Source organism: Hathewaya limosa, from assembly GCF_030815255.1.
GTDB lineage: Bacteria > Bacillota > Clostridia > Clostridiales > Clostridiaceae > Hathewaya > Hathewaya limosa.
Window position 1 is genome coordinate 1 of sequence record NZ_JAUSWN010000021.1, and the last position, 13,164, is coordinate 13,164.

General features: G+C 27.1%; 11 protein-coding genes. 1 reads left to right on the top strand and 10 read right to left on the bottom strand.

Features of this window, described 5'->3' with window-relative positions; genetic code table 11:
- The first annotated feature begins 300 nt into the window (after positions 1 to 300).
- The gene (locus QOZ93_RS11180; RefSeq protein WP_307356516.1) at positions 301 to 1,227 is read left to right on the top strand and encodes a polysaccharide deacetylase family protein; all 927 of its coding nucleotides are present in this window, start codon (positions 301 to 303) and stop codon (positions 1,225 to 1,227) included.
- A 165-nt stretch (positions 1,228 to 1,392) separates the two neighbouring features.
- Here the strand turns inward: QOZ93_RS11180 and QOZ93_RS11185 are convergent, their stop codons facing one another.
- From QOZ93_RS11185 to QOZ93_RS11230, 10 genes are all read right to left on the bottom strand, one after another.
- Positions 1,393 to 1,614 (bottom strand): YdbC family protein, encoded by a 222-nt coding sequence (locus QOZ93_RS11185; protein ID WP_307356517.1) that lies wholly within the window; start codon positions 1,612 to 1,614, stop codon positions 1,393 to 1,395.
- 15 nt (positions 1,615 to 1,629) lie between these two features.
- Complete coding sequence (locus QOZ93_RS11190; RefSeq protein ID WP_307356518.1) at positions 1,630 to 4,617, bottom strand: type III restriction-modification system endonuclease; 2,988 nt, start codon at positions 4,615 to 4,617, stop codon at positions 1,630 to 1,632.
- A gap of 12 nt (positions 4,618 to 4,629) precedes the next feature.
- The gene (locus QOZ93_RS11195; protein WP_307356520.1) at positions 4,630 to 6,588 is read right to left on the bottom strand and encodes a site-specific DNA-methyltransferase; all 1,959 of its coding nucleotides are present in this window, start codon (positions 6,586 to 6,588) and stop codon (positions 4,630 to 4,632) included.
- Between the two features lie 12 nt (positions 6,589 to 6,600).
- Complete coding sequence (locus QOZ93_RS11200) at positions 6,601 to 7,359, bottom strand: DUF4391 domain-containing protein (protein ID WP_307356522.1); 759 nt, start codon at positions 7,357 to 7,359, stop codon at positions 6,601 to 6,603.
- 12 nt (positions 7,360 to 7,371) lie between these two features.
- On the bottom strand, positions 7,372 to 10,620 hold the full coding sequence (locus tag QOZ93_RS11205) for a helicase-related protein (protein ID WP_307356523.1): 3,249 nt from the start codon (positions 10,618 to 10,620) through the stop codon (positions 7,372 to 7,374).
- An 85-nt stretch (positions 10,621 to 10,705) separates the two neighbouring features.
- Positions 10,706 to 10,834 carry a hypothetical protein gene (locus tag QOZ93_RS11210; RefSeq protein WP_307356525.1) on the bottom strand — a complete coding sequence of 43 codons (129 nt, stop codon included), beginning with the start codon at positions 10,832 to 10,834 and terminating at the stop codon, positions 10,706 to 10,708.
- A gap of 281 nt (positions 10,835 to 11,115) precedes the next feature.
- Entirely contained in the window at positions 11,116 to 11,331 is a 216-nt protein-coding gene (locus QOZ93_RS11215; RefSeq protein WP_307356527.1) for a hypothetical protein, read from the bottom strand.
- A 486-nt stretch (positions 11,332 to 11,817) separates the two neighbouring features.
- Complete coding sequence (locus QOZ93_RS11220) at positions 11,818 to 12,072, bottom strand: hypothetical protein (protein WP_307356528.1); 255 nt, start codon at positions 12,070 to 12,072, stop codon at positions 11,818 to 11,820.
- 16 nt (positions 12,073 to 12,088) lie between these two features.
- On the bottom strand, positions 12,089 to 12,895 hold the full coding sequence (locus QOZ93_RS11225; RefSeq protein ID WP_307356529.1) for a Shedu anti-phage system protein SduA domain-containing protein: 807 nt from the start codon (positions 12,893 to 12,895) through the stop codon (positions 12,089 to 12,091).
- Positions 12,896 to 12,926: 31 nt separating this feature from the next.
- Positions 12,927 to 13,109, bottom strand: a complete 183-nt coding sequence (locus QOZ93_RS11230) for a hypothetical protein (RefSeq protein WP_307356530.1) — start codon at positions 13,107 to 13,109, stop codon at positions 12,927 to 12,929.
- Between the last annotated feature and the right edge of the window lie 55 nt (positions 13,110 to 13,164).

Sequence of the window (13,164 nt, forward strand, 5' to 3'; positions counted from 1 at the left end):
ACCTCACGTTTAAAAATTTCTTTTATTCTATTATACATAAAAAATCCTATGAAATAGACTTTTTTAAATTGTCTACTTCATAGGATACATTTTATGCCTACCTGGGAGGGAGATCTAATATTTTTAAAATGGATTTTAGAAAAAAGAAACTTTTTTTCTGCAAAATTTGTATATGAAAACGGGAAATTAGTAGATCATATTGAAAATTTTTACTAAAAATATTATAAGTGGGTATAATATTTAAATAATTCATGAACTTATTTAAAAATAGTAACTAAGCAAATATGAGGTGATAAATATATGAAATTTGTAAAAGGATTTTTTATTATACTTTTGTGTGTATTTTTATTGAATATAAGTGGTTGCAATAAAAAATCTAATAAAGAAATTGATAATAATGAGAACGGTACAAAACAGGTGCTTAAGAAAGAGGTTTCTAAAGAACCTAATAAGATTATGGAAAAACAAAGTAAACCAAATAAACCTACTATTATAAAGAAAAATACTACTCCCGTACATAAGTTAAAGGAAATTTTTCCTAAAAATGCACCTTTAAAATATAACAACGAAGGTGTTTGCATTTTTATGTATCATTCTATTGCTTATGAAAAAAATAACGGTTTAAGAATGCCAAAAGAAAAATTTGAAGAACAAATGAAATATATTAAGGATCAAGGTTATACTACCCTTACTCTTACTCAATTATATGATTTTTTACAGAATAATAAACCTATACCGAGAAAATCAGTAGTTATAACTCTTGATGATGGTTATGCTGATAATTATACCACTGCATACCCTATATTAAAAAAATATGGTATAAATGCTACTATATTTGTTGTTACAGATAATATTGATAAAAATAAGGATTATATGACTTCTGAACAGCTTAAAGAATTAGATAGAAATGGTATAGATATTCAAAGTCATACTACAAACCATGAAGAATTACAAATGTATCCTTATGAAATGCAACTAAAAAATTTACGTGATTCTAAAATAATGTTAGAAAAACTTTTAAATAAAAAGGTTAATTGTATAGCTTATCCTTGTGGTAAATATAATAAAGATACTATTATAGCAGCAAAAGATGCTGGATACACTCTAGGTTTTGCTACTGGTGGAAGGTTTGGAAACAAAAAACAAGGTATATATTCTATAAAAAGAATAGGTGTTTATTCTGATAATGGTATGAATACTGTAAAAGGTAATTTAAGTATAGAATAAAAAGGTGTTTTTACAATACTAGTGTTGCATTTATATAATAATTAAATACTTCACAAAATTATAAAGGCAACTGATGAAAGTATATTTTTTTATCAGTTGCCTTTATTCAAACATATTTCTGTCTGGTAATTTTAATAATGTCCCCGTATCTATTTGCAACTATTTTTAAAGTTCAATACTATTTAATAGTTCTTTGAGCGACTTCAACTCATCTATACTTAACGTTATTCCTTTTCCCATTTTTTCATGGTTAGGAGCCCAATCTCTCAAGTCATACTTAGCTTCTTTGCCATTCCAACTTATCAAATTAAGTTCTTTCTTCCATCCCTTAGGTGATTCAGATATAGATCCTAATTCTTTCTCTATTTCATATTTAATATCTGCCATTAATGTTCCTCTCCTTTACCCTTTATAAACATTGTCCTCAACAAATCCTTCAAAAGAACTTGCCTGTACTGCTGTAATATCTGTATCTAATGCTTTGAAGTGCTTTTTTGCACATCTTATCTTTGCTTTTTCTGCATCTTTTAATAGTACAATTTGATCTGTTCCTTTTGTTTCAACTACAAAGTAGAGTTTTTCCTCTCCATCTTTTTCTATAAGTATCGCCCAGTCTGGATTATACTTACCTATAGGAGTATCAATCTTGAAATTACTTGGTAATTTCGCATATACTTTTACACTTTCATTTTCTTCTAACTTCTCTGCAAAGCTCTTTTCTACATTAGAATCATATTTTATATAATTATAAATAGATCTTTGGCTAGGTATTATATCTTCTGTTAAATATCCATAAAGTTCCTCATTCTTAAACACTTCTTGTACTGCATACTCTTCATTACCTATTTTTTCATACTTAATCCCATCCACAATAAAAGTACTTAAGGTTCTTTTGATTATAATAGCTACTTCCTGCATAAACTTGCTAGGATTCATTTTAAAACTTTCTAAATGACCACTTTTAACTAAAATATTAGCTATTGTCTTTCTAGTTAAGTTAGTTTCATTCTGCAAATAAGTAAGTACATCTGGTAAATCTACTTTTTCTCTTATAGCTACTAAATTTCTATTTTTTTCTTTGGCCGATATACCCTCTTCAGCTATCTTTGTTTGAGCCTTTATAACTTCAATTTTACTGCTTCCTACTTTTAACTCTTCTTGTATTGACTTAACACATTCTTCCACGAGTTTTTCACTATTAAAATCAACTGAATATGTTGTTTTATACTTTATTCGATTCCATAAATCAGTAAAATCAGATCCTAAAAATACTTCTTTATTTAAATGAATTTCTTGCTTTTTACTTCCATCTTTAACATTTGATAAATCACCTGCAAACCTTGTAAGCTTCTTTACTACCATTTGCTCAAACTTACTAAACTCTTCTGGCAATTTTAATGTGTTATTCTTTAATTCTCTCTTTAACTTCTCTTGAATATTTCCTTTTAAATCTATTAATTTTTCTTCTTTTAAGTAATTCCATACTTTTTCTGAATCTTTTACTCCAACTTGTGCTTTTACTCCATCTGCTATCTCATAAGCTATATTTGAGAATATAAACTTATCTATTATTCCAAATTTAATTCCTTCTTCATCTTCCATTTCCTTTTGTAGATTAGTTACAAAATCTTCATAAGACTCATTTACCATAACTGTTAAAGTGTTTATATCATGCCCATATACTCTATCACCCTTTTGATTAACTGCAAGTCTTAATCCTCTTCCTATTTCTTGTCTTTTCTTAATTTCAGACTTTGTTTCATTTAATGTACAAATTTGAAATACATTAGGATTATCCCAACCTTCTCTTAAAGCTGAATGTGAGAATATAAATCTTAGTTTAGTATCAAAACTTAATAGTTTTTCTTTATCTTTCATTATTAAAGAATAAGCATCTTCATCTGCTTGAGTATTGCCTTTTGTTTCTTTATAAATATTGTTACCCTTACCATCCTTCTTCTTATCAGTAGCGAAATATCCATCATGAACTTCTTCAGCTATAGTATCAACATCTATATCCTTAAATAAAGTGCTATACTTAGGATTTCGTATAAGCTTTCTATATTCTTCTTCAAAAATAACAGCATATTTACCTTTTACAGGATTGCCCTCGGCATCATAGTCTCTATAATTAGATACTCTGTCTATAAAGAATAAACTTAACACTTTTATACCTTCTTTAGTAAGCTTTAATTCCTTATTCAAATGTTCCTCTATAGTTTTTCTTATTTGTACTTTTTTAATTTCATCATGATCTATATCACCATAAGTTTCACCTTTTTCAATTAATATCTCATTGCTTGTAAAGGTAATGTACTCTTTACCTTTTTCGCAATTTATTTCATCAATAATAAATCCTTCATATAATTCTCTTCCTGTTAATTGTGCTAAATCAGTACCCTTTTTTATTGTTTTAGAAACTCTTTTTACTTTGCCTTTATCTAAAACATCTATCTCAACTTTAGCGGTAATTCCAGATTTAGTACTACTTGCATTGACTAACTTTACATATGGATTATTATTACTATTCTTAGGCATTACTGAAATAACTTCTATTTGCTTTACAAGTTCTTTTTCATAAGCATCAACTGAATCTAATCTATAAACTAAATTTAGTTTTTCTTTATGGGTAGCAGAATATCTTAGTATTGCTAAAGGATTAAGTGATGATATTGCCTCCTTAGACTTAGGAGTGCTGTCTACACTCTGTGGCTCATCTATAATTACTATAGGATTAGTCTGTTGAATAAACTCTATTGGCTTATGTCCACTTAACTTATCATTTGCTCTATGAATTATATTAGCTTTAGATTCCTTCTGAGGATCAACGAAACTCTTCCTAAAAGCATCTATGTTAATAACCATTATTTCTATATTAGAACTTGTAGCAAAACTTCTTACCTGATCTAACTTTTGAGAATCATAAATAAAATAATTATATATACTATTCTCATATAATCTCTTAAAATGATCTTCAGTAATTTGTAATGATTTATGTACACCTTCTTTAATTGCAAGCGAAGGCACAACTATTATAAATTTAGTAAATCCATACTTTTTATTCAATTCAAATATAGTTCTTAAATAAACATAAGTTTTACCTGTACCTGTTTCCATTTCTACTGATAAATTTAAAGTTTTTTCTTTAACAAAATTAGTTAAAGGTATCGCATTGTTAACTTGAATCTTATTTATGTTTTTTAGAATCTCTTCCTTAGGAATATCTAATCTATTTCCTATTCCTAACTCATTTTCAAACAATCCAACCTGATTTTTTTTTAAAGATACAGTAAAATTATCTTGAGCTAAGTTTTGTCCTTTAAATACATCTACTATAGAATTAATGGCTTCCTTTTGATATTGTAAATCTTTACTAAATTTTATTTTCATAAGGCAGCCCTCCTATATGCACTTAACATCATCAATGTTATATCTTTTTAATATTTGAACTGTATTAGTTTTTACTGAATCAGTTTCAAACCCATTATCCATAAACACTACCCTACAAGTTTCAGGCTTTAGTTCTTCTTTTAACTTTCCTATACCTTCAACAACATCTAAAGTTATTTCATCATTTAAACATGCAAATATAGCTCCAAGCCCTATAGAAAATACCTTCTTGCTACTTATTAAATGTTCTTCAATAGGCATATTTAAATCTATACCATATTTTAGAAGGATTTCATATAATACATCTTCCTCTGTTCTATCTTTCTTTATATTCTCTATACTAGATAATAAGTTATGTTCTAAATCTTGCTCATAACTTGAATCCCATTTATTTATGTTAGAAGAATCTAGTTTGAATACTTTAAAACCTATATCTAAATTTTCTATTTCTTCTTTATCTTTATTTTCTTCTTTTATTTTTTCTCCAGCTCTACGTATGCGCTCTTTTCCTATTTCACATATGTTTTTATATCCTGATTTGTAAGCTTCTGATTTTTCATCTGTTTTTTCTGGTATTTGAACCATAATAAATTTTCGTGTTCCGTTATCCTCTGAATTAATCTTCATAACAGCTTGAGATGTACTTGCTGAACCTGAGAAGAAATCAAGAATGATAATATCTTTTTCCTGTTGCATTATATAAATTAAATATTTTATTAATTCACTTGGCTTTGCAAAATCAAATGGAATATTAATTGAAGTTAACTCTTTAGAACTATGTCTATTCTCATATTTTGTAATTATATCTGATGGTATTTGCCCTTCATCTTGTCTATCTTTAAGCCATATTTTTGTGTATACATTCCACTCTGATGGTTTTCCAGTATTATCAAGTAATACACCATTTGTTGTCTTTTTAAATTCAATATTCCCCTTATTTTTTTCTTCAATATATTTTTCATAACTCCATCTCCAAACTCCATCTGCTGTATTAGGAATAATTTTTTCACCTTCTAAATGCTTTGATGGTAAAGTTTCTCCTGGCGGAATAACTAATGTCCCATCTGGGCATTCTATCCAATATCTTAATCCTGGTCTAATTCCTAATGAAGATTGGTATAATCCCATTGCACGATAATATTCACCTTTTCTTTCTCCGCTTTGTTCTAATTGATTGTATACTTTCTTACTTAAATCCTCACTAATTTCACCTCTAAAATATCTAGCTGTATCATACCGTTTTGCATAAACTATAACATAATCTATATTATGTGAAAAATACTTACCTTGACTTCCTCCTCCAGCCTTCATTTGCCTTGAAATAATTCCCAAACAATTGCTTTCTCCCCAAATTTCATTGCATAATTTAACTTGATTATCTAATTCATCCTGACCTATACTAATAAATATTACCCCATCTTCTGAAAGTAGATTTCTAGCTAGTTTTAATCTAGGATACATCATATTTAACCAATTAGAATGATATCTTCCATTTGCTTCAGTATTTGTTGTTGTCTTATTACCTTCTGAATCTTTTTGACCTGTTAATTCAAGGTAATTTTCAATATTATCCTTAAAATCATCTTTATAAACAAAATCATTACCAGTATTATATGGTGGGTCAATATAAATCATTTTTACTTTTCCATAATAAGATTTCTGTAAAAGCTTAAGTACCTCTAAATTATCTCCTTCTATATAAAGATTTTGTGTTGTATCCCAATCTTTACTTTCTTCTCTGCATGGTCTTAATGTTCCTGTAGAAGGCGTTTGTGCTATTCTTATAGCTTTAGATTTTCCTGGCCATAAAAAATTATATCTTTCTATTCCATTATCTTTATACTCTCCAAGAACTGCTTCTAGCTTTTCAAAGTCTACTTTATCTTCATTAAATACCTGTGGAAATATTTCTTTTAATTTTTGTATATTATCTGCAACTATATTTAAAGTTTCTCCGTTCATTCTCTCCATAATTATGTCTCCTTACTTTAAAGTATATTTTAAACTTTCTATTTCTTTTTCAATCTTCTTTATCTTAACATTCAACTCTACTTTTGCACCCATATTAGTTTCTTTTTTTATATTATTTCTTAAATTTATAACTTGATTTTCTAAATTAATTATTTTGTCTAATATCTCAATATCATTTGAAACTTCACTAATAGATTTAATTTCAAATTCATCCCTATATTTTGCAGCTAAAAAGCTCCTTATAGAATTTAAATAGCCTTCGTACACAGTAAATAAATTATTAGTATTAAAATTATTAATAGATAAGCTTTTAAGAAATGCTATTTCCTTCTCTTTTAATTCATCTTTATTAATCCAATCTGTATATATCATTTCATCAATTACTAACTTGCTATTATCAACCTTATTAATTTTCTTTGTTGTCACATTAATTCTTATAGAGTTATTATTCTCTACTATAATAAGCATAGGATATTGAACATATTTTTGTATAAGCTCACACACTTTACTATATTTATTTTCATTATTTATTTTGACTTTAAATATTTCTATCTCTTCATACCTAACATTATCATCTTCATATATTGGTATGTTTAATAGTTGTGGCTTTAAACTATATTCAAAATAAATACTTTCTATCTCTTCTTTTAATATATCTTTTTCTTCTTTCTTTAATTCAAATTCAGTATTATCTGTAAAAACCTTTTTGGGCATCCTTGTACTTATCAAACAGCTTTTAGGTAATCCTAAAAACTCATTTATATTCTCCAATTCCTGTTCCCCCTATTTTATAATTAAAAATGATACTAATTCAAAGTCTTCTAATGCTTTTAACGTTATACCAATAAAATTAGTTCCTCCAGAACTAAAAAGACTCATTATCCCTTGTTCTTCCTTTTTACCTATAATATCACTTAACCCATTTTCTAAAAGCATAGTGTACTTATTCATTTCAGTCCCATTATTAGTTTCTTTATTAAATACAGTTACTAACTCCTCTAACACACTATCCTTACCACTACATAACTTCTTATAAAAATCTAATATCTTTTTATTATGCATATGGTTGTACATAACATCACCATCATCTTTTACATAAACAAGATAATTAGGATGAAGTGAATTATTAAAATCTTTAACTTTTTCCTTAGCATTAATCTGTTTTAGACAGAAAATTACTCCAGGTTTTACTTGCCCCTTTAAAGACTCTGGTACATTCACTATAGAATACATTCCTTTTGGAGCTTTTTCTAATTCTTGTTTATTATTATCTAAATAATCCATTAAATCCATTTTAAAATCATTCATAGTTAAATCAGTTATAGAAATTCCACCCGATATATCTTCTAGATCTACTACCTCTTCTTGTAATTTCTTTAACTGTTTCTTTCTATACTCAAGATCATTCATCTTTTTCTTTTCGTCATAACTAATAATGTTTTCTTCTCCTGTGGCTGATATATCTAAAAGTACCATTCTACCACTAACTCTAGCTTCTAGATTAATATACTCATCAAGTTCCATATTAGGCCAAAAATTTACTAAGCGTATTTTTTTATTAATAGATCCTATTCTATCTATTCTACCAAACCTTTGAATTATTCTAACAGGATTCCAATGTATATCATAGTTAATTAAGAAATCACAATCCTGTAAGTTCTGCCCTTCTGATATACAATCTGTAGCTATAAGAATATCTAATTGATCTGCTATACATGGATTTACTTTATCTCTTTCCTTTGATCTAGGCGAAAAGTTAGTCAATATACCATTTAAATCTGTTTTTATTCCTTTTAAATTTGTTTTATTAGCACCTGCGCCTACAACAATTGCAGAATAAAGTCCATACAGTTCCCGAGCCCATGGCATTATTTGTTCATACAAATATTCTGCAGTATCTGCAAAAGCTGTAAATATTATAACTTTCTTATTTCCTTGATTAATAGGATTATTAAATTTATTTTCCAATACCTTCTTCAAATCATTAAGCTTAGCATCATCTTTCCTTTTTGTAACTTTTGCTGCTTCAAAAAGAAGGTGTTGTAGTCTCTCTCTATCATATTCTAAATCCTGTTTCCATTTAATCTTATCTACATCTTGTATAAGAACTTTAACTTTATTACCTATTAATAAGTTATGTAAATCGTTATCTTCAATATTTACATCATTAATATTGACTGTTGGATCATAATTACCATTGTAATTTTCAATCCTATCTATTAATGAATTTACTTGTTTTAATACCTTAGCTATAGTTAGTCCAAAAGAATGAATGGAACTCTCCATTCTCTTCAATATACTAGCTCTCATTAAGTGAATTATACTATTTTCTCTATCAGTTTGTTTAAATACTGAAACTCCACCTTTAACAACAATGTCATACTTTTTACTATATTGATTTTTTTTATGTGGAAGAACATATGATAATGGTGAATATGCAGCTAATTTTAATCTCATTATTTCCTTATTGATTTCTTCTAATTTAGGAAATTCACCTGCTAAATCTATGTCTGACTTTATATTTAAAGGTAACATTCTCTCTGGGAACTTTCCTATTTCTTTTATGTTATAATATTTTTCAATATGCTTTCTTGAACGAGCAATTGTTACTGTATCAAGTAACTTAAAGTAATCTGCATTCATTTGCTCCAAGAAATTATCTAATGTTCTTTCCTCTTCCTCTGAATTACTCCATTTATTAAAAATCATTTGAGCTTTTCTTAATGTAAGTTCAATACTCTTTATCCCTTCATCTGTAAAAGCATCATCTCTTCCTTCTGTCATAAATGCTATTTGATTTTTAATATCATTCATTCTGTTATTAACCGGAGTAGCTGAAAGCATTAATACTTTTGTCTTTACTCCCTTTTTTATAACTTCTTGCATTAATCTAGAATACCTAGTTTCAGTATTATTTCTTGCTGAATTATTTCTAAAGTTATGAGATTCATCAATTACAATTAAATCATAATTACTCCAATTAATAGTTGATAAATCAATATCTCCAGACATTCCATTATACCTGTTTAAATCAGTATGGTTTAATACATCATAATTAAATCTATCATCTACAAGAATATTCCTTTTATCATTTTGAGTATATACAAGCCAGTTGTCCCTAAGTTTTTTAGGACAAAGCACTAATACTCTGTCATTTCTTAATTCATAATACTTAATAACTGCTAAAGCTGAAAAAGTTTTACCAAGTCCTACGCTATCTGCAATAATACAACCATTATATTTTTCTATCTTATCTATCGCCCCTAATACTCCATCTTTTTGAAATTTATAAAGTTTATTCCAAATTAAAGTATCCTTAAAACCAGTTTTAGATTTAACTATATTATCTTCTGTCAACTCATCTAAATAATCCCTAAATATATTATATAAAGTCACAAAATATAAATACTCTGGTGTATTTTCTTTATATATTTTCTCTACACTGTCAAGAACTTTACTTTTAACATCTTCTAGCATATCTTCATTTGACCAAAACATATCAAACATTTGTAACATTTGCTCCGTCATGGGTTTATCATTTATAGAATTTGCAAATATCATTTGATCCGATTTTGTATATCCCAAACCACTGGCTGAAAAATCATTTGTATTATTAATCAACAAATCATCTTTTCTAATATTTTTTATATGTATAAACTTACTACCAACCATCCCTTGAAATTTAGATGATTTAAACTTAACCTTTTCTTTAATCCATTCCGCACATTCTTTTGCTATACTAGCTTGTGTAAGTTCATTCCTTAATTTCAATTCATATTTATTCCCCGAAAATAACTTTTCACTACTAATTTGCTCTAATGAGTAGTTTCTTTTTTCATTAATACTGTCTTCTTTAAATATTGGTTCTGTAAAAATAAATCTTAATTCATCTATTTTATTCAATTCCTTCTTTAGCTCTTTAAATGCATATATAGAAAAGTACGAAGAAATTATTGATATCTTACTTCCTTTTTCAATATTAAGCTTTAATTCATCTCCTATTTTGCTTAATTTATTATCTAAAGTCTTCATGTTAACTATATCCTTTCTTCCTTATATTAACTATATCAACTACACTTTTTTCCTTGGCCTTAGCGATTCAGGTTTAGTTGTGCTCTTAGGAATAGCCATCCCCCACTTGCTTTATTACACCATCTATTCTTCCACTTACACATAATACTTGTACTCTTCTTTTAGAAATACACCAAGCTTCTGATTCATCTTCTACTGTCATATAATTAAGCATACTCTACCTCCTCCTAAAATTATATACTTAGTTATATTCTATTCGTCTTGGCGTATGTTTTCAACGAAATTTATGATTTATTTAAGCTATCTCATAAAACTCTTTTCGCATTTATTTCATTTATAGTTTTCCACCCATTCATTTTAGCTAATATCTCAGATTCTATATTATATCCTTTTTTATTTGATTATTAGCTTCTCTAGCCTATCCTGAAATTCATAGGATTTCTCAGTAGAAAATATTCCCTTTCTTTTGGAATATACTTCATCAGCTATCTCTTCTCAAAATGTTCTATAAATCATTTCCCTAGACATTCCTTTCATAGTACAATTATTTTCAAACCATATTTTTGGTATAGCATCGCTTTGTTGTAAAGCTTCTATTGTAAAAGAAGGAATTCTATAAAACTGAATTGTATCCTTAACATTCTTTTTTAATGCTTCAACTTTAGATCTTATATAAAACTCTTCTGGGACAATCATCATTAACCTTTTCACATAGCTTCAAGAACGCTAACAATGCCATTCTTACTGAGACTTTACTTTGTATAGTTTTTATTATTGAAGCTAAATGGCTTTGTATTACTTTCTTTAATTGTAACTTTATAAGGATTATTCTTATCTTTCATCCAGTAAGTAAATGGAACTCTTAATAATTTAGCTGGATTCTTCGCTTTAATATCTGTATTAAAATAAGAAACTAACTTATTCTGTATCTTATTCTATTTTTCTTTATATATATTATTATATATTTTCCAATATAATTGATATTCATTTCTAGTTTCTACTATTACAGATGGTTTAAAAAAACCTTCTATTAGGCATTGATGAAAAAACAGTTAGTGATCTATTAGAAGACTATACTCCCGTATTCACTACAAATACTTATCAACACAGAAATAAAAATATGCTTAAAAATGCACTAAATACCTTGGATTCTAACCTTAATGAACAAACCACACAAGATTAATTGTGTGGTTTATATTATTCTATAATTCTATTATCATTTAATATAGCCCAAATATATGATGGTCCTCTAACTATATTGTTTATCTTTCCTGGTCCATCTAACGGTAATAAATTATATACCTTCTTAAAATCATTTTTATTTAATGGATAGTTTGTTCTATCAGGAATAATAACATTTCCCTTAACTTTATATTTAAATTTAATATTACTTTTAGTTACAAATATTTGTCCTTCATTAAAAATTATATTTTTCCAAACCAATTCAAACATATATATTCTCCCATACTTAATATGATAATTTTCCAATAATATTTTTAGAGAAATCTAAAAGATTATCATAATGTAAAAGTAATATATTTTGATCTTTTTGATGTTCTCTCTTTATGCAGTAAGTATTTTCCTTAAAATTTTTTCTTCTTCCTGCAATTACAACATAATGTATTCTTGTTGGATCATATCCTATAAACTCACTTGGTAATCGATCATGTTCTTTAATGTTATTATCAAAATTTTCTCTAAGTGATTGATAATTTCTATCAAGCCATCTTTTCCAATCCTTAGTTTGTTCAATTCCTTTTCTAAACACTTCTCCTAAATTGCCATCTTGTTTAGTTACACTCCCATAAGGATGCTCCAATTCAATAAATATAAACTCATAACCACCAGAACTTCTTCCTACTAATAAGTAATCTACCCTGTAATTTGTACTTAACTGAAATTCTGGAAAAATATATGCTTCATGATGTCCAAAATTATATTGTAAAAATATAGAACCTATAATGTAATATGCTTGATTATCTTTTATATATTTCAATATTTCTTGTTCATTACATTTTGAATCTAGTAAAGTTTTAAAACCTTCATTTAAATATTGTAATTTCTCATTATCTTGTAAATCAACTATATCTAAATAATTATTAGGAAATAATTTATCATAATATCTTGCTGCTTTCGGATATTCTCTAAACAAATTTCGTTTTCCTATTGCTAATCTACTACCATCTTCATTATATTTTTCTCGCTCTAGAACCTCATTCCATTGTTTTCTTTCTTCTTGTGTTAAAACCCTATAATCTCTACCAAATAACCCCATATTTCCTCCTGAAATATATTTATAAAACTCTTCACTTTAAATCATATACTCGACAAGAGCCACTCCTATCAAAGTTAAATCCAACTGGTCCAACATTTAAGGTTATACCACTAAATCCTTTTGTTATATTTCTAATGAACTTTATAATAATATTGCATCCCTCCTTATTTTCTTCTAATTTTGTTGACTCTTGTAAGGTATGAACCTTGTCCAATACACTTAATTTATATGAATATTCTTATTATTTCATCTATATTTTACTTCAATAT